The following is a 19,942-nucleotide window of genomic DNA, read 5'->3' on the forward strand; positions in this document are numbered from 1 at the left end:
TTCACCGTTCACCTTTTTTACGCGCGGGGATGATACTCTTTATATGTTTCCACCAGTCGTTTCATATCTATATGTGTATAAATCTGGGTAGTATCAATAGACGAATGACCTAAAAGCGCTTGCACAATTCTTAAATTCACTCCTCCTTCCAGTAAATGGGTGGCAAAACTATGACGAAAAGTATGCGGGGTAATATCCTTCTTGATATTTGCTTTTAGGGCTGCCTGTTTTAAAATTTTCCAGAAACCCATCCGGCTCATTTTTTCGCCCCGGTTATTCAGGAAAAGGATTTCGGATTGTTTCAGTTTTAAAAGTATGGGACGGCTCTGTTTTAAATACTTTGCAAAGAATTCATCAAGCGTATCTACATAAGGCACATAGCGTTGCTTACTGCCCTTGCCGTGAACTAAAATAACCCTCTCAGTTAAATTCAAATCGTGCAAAGATACGCTTAAAAGCTCTGAAATTCGCATTCCGGTGGCATACAGCAATTCCATCATTAATTTATTGCGGATTTCCAAAGGTGTTTTTACAGGCAGGGAATTTAACAGCTGAAACATTTCATCTATACTCAGCACATCGGGCAAATGCATTCCCAGTTTGATTCTCGGCACCAAATCCATATCTACATCAGTGGGAATATCGTTGTCTTTTAAAAAACCGAAGAACTGACCTAAGGCAACGCGCTTTCTGGCAACACTGGAGTTTAAGAGCCCAATTTCCTGCAGCGAAAGAAGATACCTGGTAATATCGTCTGTTTTGTAACTACCAATTTCCTTAGGACAAAATAACAGAAAATCGCCAATATCATGACGATAACTGTCAATACTGTTTTTTGCCATTCCCCGCTCTACTTTCAAGTGATAAACAAAACTGGAAAGATAACTTTTTAAAGCGGGAGAAAGCTCTTCTTCAATCCCCGCTGTAATAGTTCGGGGTTTCTTTAGTGATGTGGACATCGTGAGGATGGCTTTCCTTCAAGCCGGCAGTTGTAATTTCTATAAATTCGGCATTTTTTTTTAATTCCTGAATAGTGGCTGCTCCGCAATAACCCATCCCGGAACGCAATCCACCCATCAATTGATAAAGAAAATCCTTAACGGGTCCTTTATAGGGAACCATTCCTTCAATTCCTTCGGCTACCAGTTTATTTTCTTCTATCTGTTCTTGAAAATAGCGGTCTTTGCTGCCTTGTTTCATTGCAGCCAGAGAACCCATACCCCGATAGCTTTTAAACCTTCTGCCGTTATAAATTATGGATTCTCCGGGGCTTTCATCACAACCGGCAAAAAGTGAACCAATCATAACTGCTGCAGCACCTCCGGCAAGTGCTTTAACAATGTCTCCGCTGAATTTTATGCCTCCATCGGCAATTACAGGTATGTTGTTTTTACCTGCCTCTTCCGCACAATCCATTATGGCGCTTAATTGTGGAACTCCAATTCCGGCAATAATTCTGGTAGTGCAAATTGAACCGGGACCGATGCCAATTTTCACTGCATCTGCTCCATTATCAATTAAATAGCAGCAGGCAGAAGCAGTGGCAACATTGCCGGCAATAACTTGACAGCTAAAGTTCTTTTTCACTTTCTGCAAAGCATTACCTATGTTTTTTTGATGACCGTGTGCCGTATCAATTACTAATAAATCTGCTCCGGCATTAAGAAGTTCTTTTGCTCGTTCAATATAATCTCCTGTAACCCCAATTGCAGCCCCCACCAGTAAACGGTTTTTATCATCCTGCACTGCTTTAGGATAATTTAAGCGTTTCATAATGTCCTTAACAGTTATCATTCCTTCCAGTTTACCATCATCACTAATTAGCAGCAATTTTTCTATCCGATGTTGCTGCAAAAGGTCAATTGCCTTGTCCATTGAAATTCCCTTTTTTGCGGTAATCAGCTTTTCCTTAGGAGTCATCAGGTCTTTCACTTTTGCCTGGAGATTGGTTTCAAAACGGATATCCCGATTGGTTAAAATGCCTATCAGGAATTCATTTTCTACCACCGGGAAACCGCCAATATGATGTGCTTCTTTCAAAGCTAAAACAACATCCAAAGTATCTTCAGGATTTAGAATATAAGGATGAGTAACTACTCCACTTTCTGCTCGTTTCACTAAACTTACCTGCTTTGCCTGGTCTGCTATGGAAAGGTTTTTATGGATAATTCCCAAACCCCCTTCTCTTGCCATAGCAATTGCCATAGCCGATTCCGTAACGGTATCCATTGCGGAACTCAAAACCGGGAGATGCAGAGTTATTTTAGCTGTTATTTTTGTGCTTAAATCTACTTCAGCAGGTAAAACTTCCGATTTTTGAGGAACCAAAAGCACATCATCAAAGGTATATGCTTTGCGTAAGTTCATTTTATCTCCTGTGAGTTATTATAAATTCGGTCGGGAAGCTGCCCAGCGACTGATTTTCTGCCTAAAATCGGGGGAGAAAATACTGTTGGGCTTGTTTTTTAAAAAGTCCTTTGCCAGGCGTTGTTCTTCAGTTTTATCGGCAACCATTAACAAACGGAGTAAAGCAGCATAATCCGCCGCAACTTCATCCTGAAAATCATATTGCAGCAATTCCTTTGCCTTGGCATCATTTCCGAAAGCAATTGCCCATTCAATTGCCATTAAAAGGATTTCCTCATCTTTATTGTGACTGAAAATTACCGCCAATGTATCAATTCCGCTTTGACGGTTCAGTTGTAACAACCGGATGGCGGAATAGAAACTCTTTTTATCCTGCTCTGCCATATTCAAAGTAAACATCATCAAATAGATGGCATCGTTGGCATATTGACTTTCCGGATGCCGAATAAGGAAAGTATTCATTAAAGTATCCGCTAAAGCAGTATTGCCGTCCAGTAAAGTGTTTAAGAAGTTCAAGTATTCCTTTTTTTCCTGCAGAGTGTTCTGAGTGATGTTTTGCAAAATATTCTCCGCCTTTTGCTTTTCACCGCTGAGGATATACAGACGGGCAATCTCCAAATCCATCTCTTGTGTTTCCAGATTGTTACGGCTAAATTTACGAGCTTCGTTCAACCACACTAACGCACTATCAACCGGCTCATTTTTAGCCAGCTTAATTTCTGCCATCAATTTGCGGAATTTAACTCCCACCGTAGAACGGTAATAAAGATTTTTATCTTTCCAGAATGGCAGAGAAAGTGATTCCCCGACAATTTGTTCGGTAGTCGGCAAATCCCTTTGCTGATATTTTATTTCTGCCAGGCGATAACGCAAATCCATTTTTTTTGCCATATCCGTTTCTATTGATGCCAGATAGCTGTATGCCTCAAAAGCAATACTGTCGTTACCTGCAGCTGTTTGTTCCTCTGCAAAATGCAACATTTTTTGGGGGTCAAGCTGTTTATAAATATTCAGGGCTGTTTTATAATCCTGCAAACTGAGCAAGGCATTAGCGTAAATTTCTTTTAACACGATACTTTTGCTGCTGTCGGCAAGAGCTGCAACAACAGAAATAAGGGTGGAATCTTCCTGCAATATTGTTTTCAGCTGATTATTAGTATAGAACATATAGACCGGATTGTTTTCTGTGTAAGCCATATATTCGCGAATTGCCTTTTCAAACTGATGATAATTCATTGCTGAATTTGCCATTTCCAAACGGAATAAATCGGGCTTGCCTAATTGATTTCGGGCTCTTGTGTATAGCTCTATCACTTTGTCGTAAAATGCTTTGCGTTCAAAAAAAGATGCCAGATGCCGGTATTTATATTCATCCTGACCGTAAAGTTGCAAATAGCGTAGAGTTTCCTGCCAGGCATCTTCTACCTTTGCTTGCATAATTAATAGCTGAATAAGCAGTTCGCTATATGTTTGCGGGGGCAAAGCTCTTTGGTATTTATTCAAAGTTGTTTCAGCTTTTTCTGTCTGAGACAATGTAAAATAGATATTCATAAGTTGATTGACGGCATTTATGTCACCCGGGTATTTATCCAGAATTTGTAAAAAGAGCTGTTCTGCTTGAGCGTATTGACGCTGCATCAGCAATTGATTTGCTTGCTGAGTAAGGATTTGCTTTTCGTCATATTGTGCATTTATTGCACTTATGCAAGCAAGTAGGATCAGTATTAGCAAAACTGTCTTTTTCATTTTAGCTTCTTCTTTCTAATCTGGAGGGTTGACCTCCCGGTCAACCACCTCTTATTCTTTGCAAAACGACAAGATGTCGTTTTTCCGGAGGGTTGACCTCCTGGTCAACTCTAAAACGACGAGGACGTCGTTTCTCCGAGGTACAGACCTCCTGGTCAACTCTAAAACGACGAGGACGTCGTTTCTCCGGGGTACAGACCTCCTGGTCAACCATTTCCTGTGCTTTGTAAAACGATAAGATGTCGTTTTTCCGGAGGGTTGACCTCCCGGTCAACTCTAAAACGACAAGATGTCATTTTTCCGGAGGGTTGACCTCCTGGTCAACCACCTCTCATCCTTTGCAAAACGACAAGATGTCGTTCTTTCTTATTTTTATTATTTATTGATCGCTTCATTCAGCTCTTTCAAATATTGCATTATAACCTGTTGATATTCTTTGGGATAGGAATGTAACCCTTCTTCCAGAAGTCCGCTGCGTCTTAAGGACTCCAAATCAATTTTCGTATTTCCTTTATAGGGCAAATCTTGTCCAGTTTCAGCTTTGCGTTTTTCCGTGAATTCTCTTTTATTGATGGAGCGTTGAGCATCCAGCATTTTGCTGATAATTTTTTCCTGTCTTTCCAGAATATCAGGATTGAGTTGATTATTTTTCAGTTGTCTGGTTATGGCATCCATTTCTTCTGTAATTTGTTTCAGGGCATTGCCTTGTTTTTGTGCCGCCGGATTGTTTTGCAAAGCTCTTTTCAGGTTTTCGGCAAGGCGTTCCTGATCTTCTGCCAGGCGTTGAATTTGCTGTTGCATAGCGCTATCCATTTTTCCACCCTGAGCTTGCATTTGCAGCATCAATTGTTCGGTGAGCATATTCATTGCCATTTGTTCCTGACTCATTTGTTCCAGCATTTGCATCAGGGATTGCATTCCTCCACCTCCGCTTCCACTTCCGGAAGAAGCATTTTGCAATGCCTGCATCAAGTCATAAACCATCAGGTTTATCCCTTTTTGAACACCGTTTAGAGCATTGGGGATTTGGTAAAACTGGGTTTCATTGATGTAGCTGAAAATATTTCGGTAGGCATTATTGGTCTCGTTCAAATCTATGAAAAACTTAGGCGGAATCATCATCAGCACCTGGGTTTCGCTAAACATTTTATTTAAGGAAATTTGGATTCCTTCGGACTGAGCAATAAGGTCTTGAACGATAGCATAAGGGTCATTTCTATAGCGGCTGGCAGTTGTTTCATGCTGTTTGGAAAAAATAAGGAATTCCCTGATAGCGGTTTGAATTGCTTGCATCGTTCTTTGTTGATTGCCTCCTCCCATAGATTCTTTCATCTGATTCAGTTTCAAAGAAAAGCGGCGCATTTTTTCCAGTGCCTGATTTTGAGTGGCAAGAGATTGACTGCGTTGATTTTGGTTCAGGGAGTTTTGACTGTTTTGCAGGTCTTGTTTCAGGTTGCTGTTTTGCATATCTTGTTTCAAGTCATTCAATTGTTTTTGTACTTCGTTATCGCGTGGGGTTTCCAGCATTTTTTCAATTTTTTCCATTTCCTGTTGCAGTTTATCAAAAGTATCGCTAATCTGTTTCTGGTCGGAGGCAAGGTCTTTGCTGTTTTGTTTTTCATCCATTGTGCGTTCGCTCAATGTCTTCTGCATTTTTTCCATTTCTTCAGAAATCTGCAGCGCTTTTTGGATTGCCTGTTCTTTTTTAATACTTTCCAGCAGGGCAAGGGTTTGTTCAATCTTTTTAGTAAAATCCTCCATTGAGAATTTGAAGTTTTCCATTGCCTTTTTCAGGTCTTCGGGCTTTATATTTTGCAGGGAATTGGCAAATTTTTCCATTGCCTTTTGCAAATCCTCATTATTGATTTCCTGCATCAGTTCTTGAATTTTTTGCATTTTTTGCAAGGTCTCGGGAGAGAGGGTAGAATTTGCCTGCATTTTATTGATTAGTTCCTGATAGTTATCGGCAATATTTTGCACCTGACTGGAAAGATTTTCCTGTTCCTGCAATATTTTTTCCAGCTGCTTTTTATCTTCCCACTGGGGATTATCCTGTTTCAGCAGTTCCCGGCGTTTATTTTCAAATTCCTTTTGCAGGTCTTTGGATTTTTCCAAAGCGGTTTCCAATTCCGTTTTCTTTTCCTGTTCGCGGTTCTCAATTTCTCTGTAAATCTCTTCAATGGAGGGGAAACGAGCCTTAAATTTTGAACTTTCTGCCTTTTGCTGTTCGGGAGAATTATCGTAAATAGTAGCCCAATAAGTAACTACATCGCCGGGAAATAAATTTGCCTCTTTCAAATCCAACAGGAAATCCGTCACCAGCATTTTTCCGGAGATAACACTTTGCACATTTACCACTTGCGGTTCAGAAGTCATAATTTGGATGTTCAAAGTGCAATTTTTCAAACCGTAATCGTCATCCGCTTCTATAATTAAAGGCAGCAGCATATTTTGATTCAGGGTAACATCTTCACCGGGAAAAGTGATTTTAATTTCAGGAGGATTATCCTCCACAATTTTGATGGTCTTTTCTTCCGGTTTACTTTTTCGTCCCAAGGCATCAGTAAGTTCCAAATACCAGCTACAGGGCTTTTCTATAGTAAGTTGCGTGATATAATTATTTTTATCTATTGCCTGCAAAGCAAGACGGCTGGCATCATCAAAAACCATCACTGCTGCCTCAACTGGAATATTTGTTGTGAGGGAAAGCTTTACCTGGCTGTGTTTTAATGCCTCTATATTACCGTAACTTAAAGTATCCGTCCAGGTTGCCAAACCGGAATAGGCAGGCGGATTATATTGCACAAACCATTTTTTAACAATCGGTTCATCCAAAACCTGGATTTTATACACAGGAGAATGGCAAACCTCATTTTCCGCATAATACTCTATGCTGTTATCAATACGCTGAAAAATATATGTGTTATCAGCTAAACCTAATTCCCGCCATTGTTTATCTATTCTGTAAAAAAGACGGTGCTTTAAACGCGTATCGGGATTCAGTATTTTAATTTCTACCGCTTCATTTCTGCCAATTGTTAAATTACCAGGGCTTAACTCTATAAAATTCTTATAGATAACCTCCTGACCACGGTTAGTGTAAAATTGTTTGAATGCTAACCGAAAGTCCTCATAAGAATAAGCCCAAATACTACCTAAGCCCAAAATGAGAAAAAGGATGGCAAAAACAATCCGGGAAGGATATAATGCCGGTATTTTGTAACGATTTGTCTCTATGCGCGTTTTTGCCATTGAACCCAAATTTTCCACAATCGGACTGTCCTTCTCTTTTTGGGCAAGCTCCAAAGTATTCTGAAAAAGATCGTCCTGATAGTCAATTTGCCTATCCAAAAAACGCGCTACATAAAGATTATGCCAAAAATTGCGATAACCGCTTAAAAGAAAATAGAGGATTACCAACACTAAACAAGTGCGAATGCCAATATTGGCATAGAAAAGAGCCATTGAATTAGAGGGAAGATTTAGCCATAGCAAAAAATAGAGGTGCAAAGCCAGCATAAAGCTGATTAGAGCTTTGATTATTGCCTGCAAGGCAAAGCGTAAGTTTATTCTTTGCTTGAACTTCTGGATATATTTTGTCAGCTCGTTCATCTTTCGGGCTTCTCCTCTTCGTTAGAAATATCTTTATTCTATAAAGCCCTTATTATGTCAAGCAGTTTTGCAATCTCAGTTCAAAATTGTTAATGGCAATCCAAAATGATACAGAATGGTAGAAAAAAAGTTGAGAGGATGGAGTAGATTGAAAGAGGTGTAAAGCCCAGGGGGCGACACAATAATAGCGATGGTGGCGTAAGCCCCTCATCAAATTTGCGATTTGAACGGCGGGAAGTTTTGACTTACAATTTTCACCTGCCCTCAATGAAACTACACCCCACACTTTTAGTTCACTTACAACCGCTCTTTAGCTGGTCTGAAATCTGAAAAATTGTGAGTTAAAACAAAAAGCACACACCCTTACAACCCAACTATCAATTACCCTCTATTTTTACTGTATAGAACAACAACACCATAAAGCGAAAAAACACTATCAACAGCAATTATTCTTTTTTCACCCTAAAAATATTTGTTTATCAGTTCCTTCTTGTTTGTGGTACGCAGCAGATGAGATTCCCGTATCGTTCCCATATCGCGATACGAGAACAATACGGGAGTCACATCGGAAGGTTATTGAAAAAATATCGGGTTCTCTTAAGGGATGATATATATTCAATTTTGCCAATGTTTTGCCGTTTTTGCTTATTGTTTATAACTCACAATTTTATGGTTCGCAGCCCAGTTAAAAAGCGGTTGTAAGTGAAAATAAACTGCGAGGCGTGGTTACATTGAAGGCAGGTGAAAAGTGTAAGTTAAAACATCCCCGGTACTTATACTGCTCTATTTTAAAAATGGGGTTCCAAAAAAAATTATAAAACGCTTGACTGGAATTGTAATAATGAAAAAAGTAACCACCAGTAAAAGGAGTATCAATGTGCGGAATAGCGGGAATATATTGTTATAGCCAGGAAGCAGTTACTATAGCTAAAAAACAGGAAAATTTTACCCCAGGAAAAGAATACCCGGGGAAAAATTCCGGCAGCTATAAACAAAATGCTGTTAATGCCATTCTGCTGAAAAATATGACGGATGCAATCAAGCATAGGGGTCCTGATGATGAGGGTTATCTGCTGAAGGATAGAAAAGGAATCCAGGTTTTTGCGGGGGGAGATTCGCCTGCGGATATCAAATCTCTATATCCGATATTATATAACAACGATGAGGGAGCAATAAGAACTTCTCTAAATGCAGCGGTTAATTCCATCAATGTAGATGATTTTATTTTGGGAATGGGTTTCCAGCGCTTGAGCATTTTGGAATTAAAACCAATTGGTCATCAACCGATGTGGGATAAAGAACTGGGTATAGTTATTTGTTATAATGGCGAAATATATAACTATCTGGAACTGCGGGAAGAGCTTAAGGCAAAGGGTTATATATTTTTCAGCCATAGCGATACGGAAGTGATAATTAAAGCGTATCACTATTGGGGTGAGGATTGTGTGCAGCATTTTAACGGAATGTGGGCATTTTCCTTATGGGATGAAAGAAAGAAAGTGCTTTTTTGCAGTCGTGATCGTTATGGCATCAAACCCTTTTATTATGCGGTTCAAGATGGTGTAATATATTGGGGTAGTGAAATTAAGCAGCTTTTACTTACCCCTGTTGATAAAACCCTGAACCAGGCAATGATTTGGCGTAGTATGAAAATCAATTCGCTGCTTGTTTATGATGATGAAACCTATTGGCAGCATATAAATTGTTTAAAGCCGGGGCATAATTTGCTGCTTACCAATGGTAAGATAAACATTAAGCAATATTATGATTTGGATATAGCTAATTTGGAAAGTTCCAAGCTCTCCTATAACGAAGCAGTTGAACAATATAGAAGTATCTTTCTGGATTCTATTGGTTTACAGCTGCGTAGCGATGTGGAAATTGGAGCCACTCTTTCCGGAGGGATGGATTCTTCTGCAATTGTCTGTTCCGCAGTGCATAAAAAAGGTGAACCGCTAAAGACATTCTCTTCTTACTATGCTTTTTTGCCGGAACTGGATGAGCGCTCGTGGATAGAAAAAATAGTGCAAAAGACCTCTTGCCGTTCTTTTTATGTAAGCCCCAAGGCGGAAGATGCTATTCAGGGCTGGGAGAATTTAACTTATTATAATGATTTTCCTTTGGCAGCTGGCTTTGTTTCGCAAAATGCCGTGATGCAAGAAGCACATAGACAAGGAATTAAGGTTTTGCTTTCAGGCCAGGGTTCCGATGAAATATCTGCCGGTTACAGGCATTCCTTATATCGCTATTTTGCTGATTTGCTTAGAGGAATGCAAATAGGGAAATTGGGGAAAGAACTGCCCCGTTATTTACAAAAAGAAAAACCGGTTTTATCCAAGTTGGGCAAAATTTTGCTTTCCACTTTTCTGCCGGAATCTGCCCTTTACAATCTGGAATTTCGTTATTACCGTTTTGAGCCCTTCAATTCTGCTTTTACCAGGGAAGCTGATAAAAACTGCGGGGAACAAATTCTGAAAAAGATTGCGGATATTAAGGCATCCCGGCTTTCCAATTTCCTGTATAATATGATGCATAATACTTCGCTGCAAACACTGTTGCATTTTGAAGACCGGATGGCAATGGCAAATTCGGTGGAAAGCAGAGTTCCTTTTTTGGATAACCGTTTGGTAGATTTTGTCTTTTCTCTGCCTTCAGCATATAAGGTTAAGCCCCCATACACTAAAGTAGTTCATCGGTCTGCAATGCAGGAATTGATTCCTGAAGAAATATACCGCCGCCAGGATAAAGGTATTTTTTCTTCTCCTTTTTATCAGGTATGGATGAAAAACGAGTTAAAGCCATTTATTACCGAGATCTTAACAAGTAAAACATTGCGGGAGAGAGGAATCTGGAATTTGCCCAAAATAAACTTTTACTGGCATAAATATCTGGCTGGAGACAACAGCCAGGCAGAAATGCTGTTCAATATTATTGCTTTGGAGATTTGGTTCAGGCAATTCGTAGATTAAACTTCAGGAGGATATAAATGAAAAACATTGTAAGAATGATAGTTTGCTGCGTAGCGCTTTTTTCTCTTAGTTCCTGCAAACTCTTTAAGAACCCTGCAGTAACAAAAATTCAGGATGTAAAAGTGGTCTCCATTACCCCTGATAAAAGCACTATCAAAATATCGTTTATTGTTAATAACCCCAATTGCTACAAACTGAAACTGGATCAATTGGATGTGGATTTGTTGAATAAAGACCGCGGTAAAGTGGGAACTGCTACTTTGCAAAAAATGGTGCAAATACCTAAAAAATCAGCTATCTGTCTGGATTTTACAGTGGAGCTGGAAACGCGTCCCGTTATAAAAATGGTTAGTTCCATAGACCAGAAAGTGCAGTTTTTTATCACGGGCAAAGGACACGGCAAAGTAATGGGAATAGGTAAAACTTTTAAGTTTGACGAGCCCTACGAACTGGATTTAAGAGAAGAACTGATGAGCATTATTCCTAAATTCAGTACCAATGGACAGAGTTTATTTAAAATAACTAAGACCACAGTTGAAAAAATCGGCATTGGCGAAACCGAATTGCATATCCATTTTATTGTTTTAAACCCTTATGGGCTTACATTCAACTTTAAAGGTTTTCCCGCTGAGATTTATATCACCGAAAAATTAGCCGGCACAGGAAATTTGAAAAATCAGCTTAACTTCAACGAAAATATCTATTCGCAGGATGGGGTTATGGTGTTTAAGCTCAATAATTTGAAAACTATTTTGGGAGCCGTGAAAGGTGCCATTAAAGGAGAAATTAGATATTCCGTGAAGGGAAAAGTGCTTATTGATGCCCTGGGTATGCAAATTAACCAACCCTATTCCTATCAGGATGCTTTACCGGTTAATATTTTAGAGCTGCTGCTGAATTAAACTTATGCCAATTATGCCCTCAGTGTAGGGAATTACTATGCGGTAAATATCAAGGACAAGATAAAACACGATTTTTCTTGACACAATAAGATACTTTGACTATAAAGAAAAAAATCCTTACAGACAAGGAGACGAAGATGAAAAGGTATTTATTTTTGGTGTTAATCTTATTGCCTGTATTTTTAATGGGACAGGCAAGCAATGATGATCTTAGTGTTCCTGGAGACCCTATGCTGGACGAGGAAACAGAAACAACGGAAGGAACGCAATGGGGGATGGGAGGAGTTGTAGGAGCCATAACAATTGATAATCAGACCTATTCTCAGATACGGTTACAGCCGGAGCTCCAGATAGGAAAATTCGGATTGGGCTTGGATATTGATTTAATAATTGATTCCGAAGGAAATGTGCGGAAAGAGGACTGGAATGAATGGCAGGATTATGTAAATAAGATTTTGTATTTTCGCTTTGCCCAGCGCAACGATCCGTTCTATTTTAAAGTTGGCAGTATTCCTGATTACACTTTGGGAAATGGCTTAATCTTCAATCACTATTCCAATATGACGCTCTATCCGAATGTTAAAAATATTGGTGGCTATGTGGGGATTAATACACAGCTATCGGGCTTAGGTTTTGAGGTTTTTTCGCATAATGTGTATAAGAATGAGATTTTAGCCGGAAGAGCTCATATTCAACCCCTTGCAGTTACTAATATACCCCTTCTGGAAAAATTGCGGATTGGAGTTAATGTAGGTATAGACAGAGATCAATATGCCAAATATGAAGATGACGATGGGGATAATATTCCTGATATTTACGATAAATTTCCCAAGGATAGAAACAGATATCTGGATACCGATAATGATGGTGTTGCCGATAACGATGATATAGATATTAACGGCAATAATATTTTAGACCATCCTTTAGTAAATCCTTTTGTAGCAGAACAATTTCCGGGGATAGATAGTTTAGGTTATGTGTTGGATATGAATGTAACCCCTGATAGGGCAGCTGCCTATACTAAAAAAGATGAAGTTTATGTTTATAGTGCAGATTACCAGTTGCCCTTAATTGAAACTGAGCGTTTCAACCTGATTCATTATGGAGAAATAGCTAAAATAGATGGCTATGGAACAGGAATGATTTTCCCCGGTTTCAGCAGTAAATTCTTTATCTTTGATGCCCGTCTGGAATTCCGTAATTTTGGCGATCAGTTTCTGCCAGGGTATTTTGACCGGCAATATGATCAACAAAGAGCTCAAGTGAGGCATATTGCTCAAACTGATAGTTGTAACCAAATCTGGAATTTAACTACCAAAGAAGCTACCTTGGAGGAAGTTGAATCCTCTCTCGGTTGGTTTGGATATTTAAGAGCTAATCTGTTTAATTTTATGTATGCCAAAATCGCCTATCAAGATATGTATGGCAAGAATAACTTCCTCGGAAAATCGCTGTGGGCAAGCATTACCGTAAATCCTTCTATGGTTCCGAAATTGAAAGAAGCTACCGTATATTATTCTCAAACAAACACGAATTACATTAACTTCAAGTGGCTGCGCAATGAAAATGCTCTTATTGCAGGTCGCCTGGTATATTCTGTTTCGGATAATGCTAATTTGGTTGGACGCTACAGTGAATATTATACTGATATAAATGGCGACGGAAGAATTAAAGGCAAAGATGAAATAACCGAAATGCTCACTTTTGGAGTGGAATTTCAGTTCTAAGAATAGAACAGAGGATAATAACAGCTTCGTAAAGAGGATATTCTTTTAGCGAGAGCTTTCTCGGTAACGAAATAAAGCGCTATAATTTGGTTGGCGTAGAGACAAGAAAGATTTCTGCGGAACCGGAGATTTGGCTTGGTCTTTCATTAAAAGGAATAAACATTGCCTGTCCTCTTGCCAGAGATAAACCGGATTCAGTAGTAAGCGAACCCTTTATGCAAAAAACCAGCATTGGTTTATGTTCGTTATCCAGGGTGAGGGTTCCTTCCAAAAGAAGGCGTTTTAAAATAAATTCCTCTGCCGGAGTAGTATAAGCTACCGGTTCATTGGCTTTCAGATGAGGATGAATTAATTGCGGGAGGTAGGTTTCAAAGCGAGTGATAGCAAACAGAATTTCCCGGTCTATATATTTGGGCGTAAGCCCTCCCCTGATAACATTATCGGAATTAGCCATAATTTCAATACCTGCTCCCTGGATATAGGAATGCAAAATACCGGCATCAATATAAACTGCCTGCCCTGGCTGCAAAGTGAAAGTATTAAGTAAGAGGGGACTAACTATACCGCTATCAAAAGGATAGAATTCATTTAAGTGTTTACAAATCTGGCAGGTGAATTTCAGTTTGGGGCTCAATTCCGGCTGGATGCTTTCAAGGCAATGCAAAAAGTCCTGCAGTTGATTTCCTTCGCTGTTCAAGATTTGGCTGAATAAATCCCGTAATGACTTTTTAGAAGGTGAATTAGCGAAAGAAGAGAATTTCTGCCAGAGTTTGGTTATGCCCAAAACCTGGAAGTTGCGGATAATTTCTTCATAGGGTCGGAATCCGCACATAGCGATAAAAGGGGTTAAAGCACAAAGTAGTTCCGGTTTGTGATTAGGGTCTTTAAAACAGCGTTTAGGGTCATTCAACGGTAGATTTGCCAATTCTTCCCTTTGAAAACCGTTCAGGGCTGTTTGTTTATCGGGATGAACCTGCAAAGAGAGAGGTTCGGCAGCTGCCAGAATTTTAAGAAGAAAAGGCAGAGAGCTCTCTTGCATATTGTTCGGCAGATATTCCTGATTGTTTTGCACAAACTTATCCATTGGAACTTCACCGTTTTCCGTTATTACTGTGGAAGGTGCTTTGGGATGGGTGCCGAACCATATTTCAGCTAAGGGTTTTCCTGTTTCCTGTTGGGCTCCGATTAGTTCTTGAATATATTTAGTATCGCCCCAGGAGTAATTTTGGAGAGCGGGTTTAATTAGATAGGGCATAGTAACACTCCTTAAAACTGAAAATAGATAAAGGGTTGAATTTCTGCAGAGCGAAATTGGAACAAAATCCAAATTACAACTGCTAAGAGTAACGACTGTAAAACCACAGGTGTTTTACGCAACACTTTTTGTAAAGCATTATTATAACTATCGGGCATCCAGTGAAACACAAAACCGGTTAAAATAAGGATGGCGCAAATCCGATACTGATTAAGCCACTGCCAGAAGATTTGTCCGTTGAAGGCAGTAAAAATACGGTTCAACATCATTCCTGCTCTGGCAAAATCAGGAGAACGGAAAAATATCCAGCCGAAACAGACAAAATTGAAAGTAACAATTACGCTTATTACTTTCATCACCTTAGTTTGCATTATCTTGAGCTGCAAAAGTATTTTATCCAAAACCAAAGCCACACCGTGTATTCCACCCCAGACTACAAAATTCCAGGATGCGCCATGCCACAATCCCCCCAAAAGCATAGTTATCATCAAATTTATATATTGTCGGGCTTTACCTTTACGATTTCCTCCTAAAGGAATATAAAGATAATCTCTCAGCCAAGTGGAAAGCGAAATATGCCAACGCCGCCAAAAATCGGTTACAGAGGTAGCTCGGTAAGGATTTAGAAAGTTTACCGGTAAAGAAAAACCAAGCAAGGCAGCCAAGCCGATTGCGATATCGGAATAACCGCTAAAATCGCAATAAATCTGTAAAGCATAAGCATACACACCTAAAAGATTTTCCAAGCCGGAAAATAGTGCCGGATTTTCAAATATGCGATCTACAAAGTTGATGGATAAATAATCGGCTATCACACCTTTTTTTATTAAGCCCGAAAAGATTAAAACCAGCGCTTTGGCAATTGTATCCTTATCTAAACTTAATTTTTTATGAATTTGAGGGATAAAGTAACTGGCACGCACAATAGGTCCTGCTACCAGTTGCGGAAAGAAAGACACAAAAAAGGTAAAGTCCACAAAACTTTTGAGGGGTTTCAGCTTACCGAAATAGATGTCCAGAGTGTAGCTCCAGGTTTGAAAAGTAAAAAAGGAAATTCCTACAGGTAAGAAGATATCGTATAAAGGAAGTTGTCCCCCAAAGATTTGATTGATAGTGGTAATAAGAAAATTGGTGTATTTAAAATAGCCCAGTGAACCCAAATTCCAAAAGATGCTTATCCATAAATAAAAGCGTTTGGCAGCTTTGCTTTGGGCATTGTAAATAAGAGCACCCAAGCCAAAGTTGACAAGCGAAGTAATCAGTAATAAAATGATGAAACTGCCGCTGGTTTTGTAATAAAAATATAGCGATGCCAGCATCAAATACCAGGTGCGCACTTTCACTTTGTTCACTACTAAAGGATAGAAAAGCAAAATCACGATAAAGAAAAACAGAAAGAAAGTGCTGTGAAACAACAACGGCTTTTGCGGATCGTAAACTAAATTACTTAAGATATTTTGGATTAAAGGTAGCATAGCTTTTTCTCTTAACCTGAGGTTTGTTCACTGAAGCTTTTATAACTTTGGATAAATGCCTGATAGAAAAGATAGCCCTGCAGCATATAACCTTTGGGAGTATAGTGCAAAAGGTCAGCTGCAGACATTTGTTGAGAGCGTAATTTTTGCACACTACCGTTACCACCTGTAACTTCACTTAAATTCCACCAGGCGCATTGATTTTCTTGGGCATAGTCAATGATAATTTTTTCTACTTTGTCCAAATCGTTATTGTGTTTTCTGCGTTTGTTAGAATCGGGCGGTAAAGTGAAAAGCACAGGTGTATCGGGATTAAACTGTCTAAGCTTATTCATAAAGTTATGCAGATTTTGCGTAAAAACTTCATTGCGAAAGGAACCTTGAGCATCATTTGTACCTAAGGAAATAATAATTAAATCCGGCTGCAGCAGACCTATCTGTTCAAACAATGTTTGTTGTTCCAGCAGATTATAGAAACCGGCTCCGTTGATTCCACAGGAGTGATAAAGCAATCCCGGCTGTTCATTTTCCAGGAAAATTCCATACAAATTAGAGGGTTCACCGGAGAGGGTAATTTTCATTTCGGGAACTCTCTTCTTCCAGGAAATGCTGCTGCAATAATAATTTCCTTTTTTGAAAGCAGTTTCTTCAGTAATATCTTCCGTGGCATCCATTTTTATTTTCATTCCCGGCAGCGAGGTAAGCAGGGATAATTTATTAAAACTATTATCGCCTCTAAAGAAATTGTTGGTAGCTATATTGAAGCAAATTCCGTCAGAGGTCTTTATTGTGAAGCCGCTTAGTCCCCGTTCTGAATTTATGCGGCTGCAAGAACCGTTGGCAGTTATTTTATAATCATCGGGTTGATTAGTTCCTGCCAATCGCAAGGGAAAAACCAATCCCCTGCCTGAATTTCCGAAGTATTTTTGCAGCGCTGTTCTGGCAGTTCCGGGAAAATATCCCGATTGGATATGCGAATCGCCTATCTGGTAAATAGTTACATTTTGTCTTAATCCGCTACGCAGTTCCAGTAACTTCTCAAAGATTGGCTTCAGAGCTTTTTTATCACCCCTAAATTGATTTTTATCCAGATGCAGAAACTTGAACTGTTTCAAGTATTCATTGCTTTCCAGAAGCAGGTAATAGCTCTGAATGAATTCTTCCAAAGTATCCATATCTGAAGGATATTCCTCTTCACTTAAAAATTCTCTCGCGTTTTCTTCGGCACTGTTTTCTTCCGCACTGTTTATACTGAACAGGAAGATTGTAATCAGCACCAAGATACAGAGGGATATAAAGTTGCGGTAATTCACCCGTTTCCTTTAAGATATGCAATAAGCATTGCAGCTATATGATCTGCCCCGGCACGGGTAAAATGAGTGTAATCCTTACCGGCAAAAGGTGGTTGATGATTAACATATTTGGTCATAGAATTCATTCCACCCATTGCAGCAAATAAATTCCAGAAAGCACAACCGGTATCATTGGCAATTTTTGCCTGCGTTGAAACCAAATACGGAATATCGGGAGAAGTTACATATTCCCCGTTTTGTTTAATACCTCTATCGTGTGCACTGATAAGCAAAATAGGAACTCCCGGAAGGGCTTTTTGAATATGGACTATGCTTCTTTTCATTCCTTGTTCGTAATAACTGTAATCCCGAATTTTATAATTGGAAACATTCACTCCATATTGCAAAATGATGAGATCGTAATTTAAGTATTGCTGAAAACCTGTTAAAATATCTGAACTGATGCGCTGAAAATACATTCCGGAATAACCCCGAATAGGATAATTATCTACATAAGCGCCTTGCGGTTCATCAAAGCTAACTCCATACAAATGAATAGGATCGTAGGCACTGAATTCCAAACGGATTTTTTTACAGGGAGTTGCAGGACTAAGGTCTAAAACCTGAACCCCGGGTTGTTTTTTTAAATGGCGCACAAGATTTGGAGCGTTACTATAGGAGACCTTCACATAGCTGCTATCGGAAGCATTACTGTAAAATAGACGAATACGGGAAAAAGTTTCGGCTTTTCCTGATGCCTGAGACACACTGTATTCCACCCAGGGATTATAATCCACATAATAGCGGACGCTTTCTTTCTGGGGTTTGGCACTTTCTATGGCAGTGGTATCTAAAATGGCTAAACTATCAAGTTGCAAGGGTTCAATAACTTTTTCCGCCACATAGTAATTTCTGGGAATATAAGTATAACCCGTTATACCTAAAGAAATATCATTTTTACGGGGAGTCATAAAAGAAATACTTTCCCAGTTGCGGGAAAAACTATGTTTGATGGTTTGCCTGAAACCAGCTACAATAGAAGTGATTCCTACCATTCCAACTCCAGCGCCCTTATGGGTTGCCTGAAGTTCCTGACGCAGTTTTCCCGTTATTAAATCACCTTCAATAATAGAATCACCGTAATAGGCAATCCGTAAGTTTTGCCCAGGTTTCTGCAGCTTTATTAAAAAAGGTTGAAGAGGGACTAAATCGTTAGATATGGCAGTAGCTTTATTCACAATAAGAGTATCGGCAGCCATAATGGCTGCATCAGGTTTTAGCGATTCAAACCAGGAAAGCTTTTTCAGAGAGAAAAAATGGCTTTCCGTTGCTGGAATTACTCTGGCTAAAACTTCCACTAACAGGGCTGCTATAACCACTAAGATTAGTGGTCGGATAAATTCCTTATTCATATTTCCTTTTATGCTGTAACTTGCGACGAATCTTCACTGCCGAATAAATTTGCGGGAAAGGGTTAAGCCATTTCAGCAGTGACGATTTCAGAATAACAGTTCTCAACTTAAATGCCAATTTTTGTATCTTATGCAATCGTCAAGAACTATTTGTTTTTATAGTTTTTTACTTTATTATATCTAATAAACATAGTTAGGAGTGCTTATGAAAATATCCGGTTTAGGGTTCGCTATAGGTATGGTGATTGTTTTGTTTACAATCCTATCTTGTTCTGTTCCACAGAACTATCCTGCGGAAAGCTCTTCCCAAAAAACACCCGAAGTGGAAAGAGTTGCCAAAGTTGTTAATAGCCATCAGGATAAACTGCAGGCAATATTTAGAAAACATTCTTACCAGAATGCGATGCAAGGTGATTTGGAATTCACACTTTACATCACAGAAGAAGGTAAGGTTCAGGAAGTGGAAATAAAGGCGCTTTCGGGAAAATTTTATTCCAATTTTATTGCTGAACTAAAACAGGAAATTCTTGGCTGGGAATTTAGTGTGGAGGATAAAATAATTTATAGTTATGTAGTTAGCTTCCGCAAAAATTAGGAAAGAGGTCTTTTAGCCACCGAGAACACCGATAATATTTAGATAATATCTGCAACGATTTCTGTGTTTTCGGTGGCTTAGAAGAACCTATCCTTTTATTCTACAGGTAGTTATAACTCCTTTATATCCATTACCTTATTATCAGTTACGCCATAATTAAACGGTATAAAATAACAACAACGCAAAGTGCTCCCAAACAGAACCCGGTATTTTCTCAATAACACTCCGATATGACTCTCGTATCGTTCCCGTATCGCGATATGGGAAAGATACGGGAATCTCATTAGCGGCATAACGCAAAAAAAAAGGAACTGATAAACAAATAATTTTGGGAGGAAAAATAGGGCGGGGTTCTTGTTTTAACTCACAATTGTGAAATGAGGAAACCAGTTGTAGCACGGTTGTTAGTGTTTACAATTTGTGGGTTGTGGCTTCAGAGATGGCTGTAGCAAAATTGTAAGTCAAAACAAGCTGTTTGTTTTGACTCTAAACCGATTCTTTTTGTGATTGCAACTATATGCAGAAGCAACAGGTAATTTATCTTTTGTCCGATACTGTCAAAGCTGAAGCTCGGTTTAGAGTTAAAACAA

General features: G+C 39.1%; 12 protein-coding genes. 4 read left to right on the forward strand and 8 right to left on the reverse strand.

The features are described from left to right. Nucleotides 1–17: 17 nt before the first annotated feature. The 4 genes from PLE33_00535 to PLE33_00550 all read right to left on the reverse strand — a co-directional run bounded on the left by PLE33_00535 (nucleotide 18) and on the right by PLE33_00550 (nucleotide 7,725). Complete coding sequence (locus PLE33_00535; protein ID HPS59733.1) at nucleotides 18–959, reverse strand: site-specific tyrosine recombinase; 942 nt, start codon at nucleotides 957–959, stop codon at nucleotides 18–20. Then, on the reverse strand, nucleotides 913–2,367 hold the full coding sequence (gene guaB / locus PLE33_00540) for an IMP dehydrogenase (protein HPS59734.1): 1,455 nt from the start codon (nucleotides 2,365–2,367) through the stop codon (nucleotides 913–915). The genes PLE33_00535 and guaB overlap by 47 nt, the downstream gene beginning before the upstream one ends. Before the next feature lie 18 nt (nucleotides 2,368–2,385). Next, nucleotides 2,386–4,113: a tetratricopeptide repeat protein gene (locus PLE33_00545; protein HPS59735.1), complete on the reverse strand. Its 1,728-nt coding sequence runs from the start codon at nucleotides 4,111–4,113 to the stop codon at nucleotides 2,386–2,388. A 375-nt stretch (nucleotides 4,114–4,488) separates the two neighbouring features. Next, a complete protein-coding gene (locus PLE33_00550; protein ID HPS59736.1) occupies nucleotides 4,489–7,725 on the reverse strand; it encodes a hypothetical protein in 3,237 nt (1,078 codons plus the stop codon). Between the two features lie 875 nt (nucleotides 7,726–8,600). On the opposite strand from PLE33_00550, the gene asnB reads away from it, so the two are divergent. The 3 genes from asnB to PLE33_00565 all read left to right on the forward strand — a co-directional run bounded on the left by asnB (nucleotide 8,601) and on the right by PLE33_00565 (nucleotide 13,323). Continuing rightward, on the forward strand, nucleotides 8,601–10,694 hold the full coding sequence (gene asnB / locus PLE33_00555) for an asparagine synthase (glutamine-hydrolyzing) (protein HPS59737.1): 2,094 nt from the start codon (nucleotides 8,601–8,603) through the stop codon (nucleotides 10,692–10,694). A gap of 17 nt (nucleotides 10,695–10,711) precedes the next feature. Then, the gene (locus tag PLE33_00560) at nucleotides 10,712–11,596 is read left to right on the forward strand and encodes a hypothetical protein (GenBank protein ID HPS59738.1); all 885 of its coding nucleotides are present in this window, start codon (nucleotides 10,712–10,714) and stop codon (nucleotides 11,594–11,596) included. Nucleotides 11,597–11,733: 137 nt separating this feature from the next. Then, on the forward strand, nucleotides 11,734–13,323 hold the full coding sequence (locus PLE33_00565) for a hypothetical protein (protein ID HPS59739.1): 1,590 nt from the start codon (nucleotides 11,734–11,736) through the stop codon (nucleotides 13,321–13,323). A gap of 79 nt (nucleotides 13,324–13,402) precedes the next feature. Here the strand turns inward: PLE33_00565 and manA are convergent, their stop codons facing one another. The 4 genes from manA to PLE33_00585 are packed head-to-tail and all read right to left on the reverse strand — an operon-like array spanning nucleotide 13,403 to nucleotide 18,757. Then, nucleotides 13,403–14,578, reverse strand: coding sequence for a mannose-6-phosphate isomerase, class I (gene manA / locus PLE33_00570; protein HPS59740.1), 1,176 nt, complete (start codon nucleotides 14,576–14,578; stop codon nucleotides 13,403–13,405). An 11-nt stretch (nucleotides 14,579–14,589) separates the two neighbouring features. Further along, the gene (locus tag PLE33_00575) at nucleotides 14,590–16,053 is read right to left on the reverse strand and encodes an MBOAT family protein (GenBank protein ID HPS59741.1); all 1,464 of its coding nucleotides are present in this window, start codon (nucleotides 16,051–16,053) and stop codon (nucleotides 14,590–14,592) included. An 11-nt stretch (nucleotides 16,054–16,064) separates the two neighbouring features. Further along, nucleotides 16,065–17,366 (reverse strand): GDSL-type esterase/lipase family protein, encoded by a 1,302-nt coding sequence (locus tag PLE33_00580; protein HPS59742.1) that lies wholly within the window; start codon nucleotides 17,364–17,366, stop codon nucleotides 16,065–16,067. After that, nucleotides 17,363–18,757 carry a hypothetical protein gene (locus PLE33_00585; GenBank protein ID HPS59743.1) on the reverse strand — a complete coding sequence of 465 codons (1,395 nt, stop codon included), beginning with the start codon at nucleotides 18,755–18,757 and terminating at the stop codon, nucleotides 17,363–17,365. Before PLE33_00585 ends, PLE33_00580 begins: the two co-directional genes overlap by 4 nt. Nucleotides 18,758–18,962: 205 nt before the next feature. Between PLE33_00585 and PLE33_00590 the strand changes: the two genes are divergently transcribed. Then, a complete protein-coding gene (locus PLE33_00590; GenBank protein ID HPS59744.1) occupies nucleotides 18,963–19,352 on the forward strand; it encodes a hypothetical protein in 390 nt (129 codons plus the stop codon). Nucleotides 19,353–19,942: the final 590 nt, after the last annotated feature.

Origin of the sequence: Candidatus Cloacimonas sp. (assembly GCA_035403355.1) — a bacterium.
GTDB lineage: Bacteria > Cloacimonadota > Cloacimonadia > Cloacimonadales > Cloacimonadaceae > Cloacimonas.

Excerpts from the sequence above, each read along its gene's own strand:
- PLE33_00535 (HPS59733.1), bottom strand. The coding sequence starts at position 959 with ATGTCCACATCACTAAAGAAACCCCGAACTATTACAGCGGGGATTGAA.
- manA (HPS59740.1), bottom strand. The coding sequence starts at position 14,578 with ATGCCCTATCTAATTAAACCCGCTCTCCAAAATTACTCCTGGGGCGAT.
- PLE33_00585 (HPS59743.1), bottom strand. The coding sequence starts at position 18,757 with ATGAATAAGGAATTTATCCGACCACTAATCTTAGTGGTTATAGCAGCC.
- PLE33_00565 (HPS59739.1), top strand. The coding sequence starts at position 11,734 with ATGAAAAGGTATTTATTTTTGGTGTTAATCTTATTGCCTGTATTTTTA.
- PLE33_00560 (HPS59738.1), top strand. The coding sequence starts at position 10,712 with ATGAAAAACATTGTAAGAATGATAGTTTGCTGCGTAGCGCTTTTTTCT.
- guaB (HPS59734.1), bottom strand. The coding sequence starts at position 2,367 with ATGAACTTACGCAAAGCATATACCTTTGATGATGTGCTTTTGGTTCCT.
- asnB (HPS59737.1), top strand. The coding sequence starts at position 8,601 with ATGTGCGGAATAGCGGGAATATATTGTTATAGCCAGGAAGCAGTTACT.
- PLE33_00550 (HPS59736.1), bottom strand. The coding sequence starts at position 7,725 with ATGAACGAGCTGACAAAATATATCCAGAAGTTCAAGCAAAGAATAAAC.
- PLE33_00590 (HPS59744.1), top strand. The coding sequence starts at position 18,963 with ATGAAAATATCCGGTTTAGGGTTCGCTATAGGTATGGTGATTGTTTTG.
- PLE33_00545 (HPS59735.1), bottom strand. The coding sequence starts at position 4,113 with ATGAAAAAGACAGTTTTGCTAATACTGATCCTACTTGCTTGCATAAGT.
- PLE33_00575 (HPS59741.1), bottom strand. The coding sequence starts at position 16,053 with ATGCTACCTTTAATCCAAAATATCTTAAGTAATTTAGTTTACGATCCG.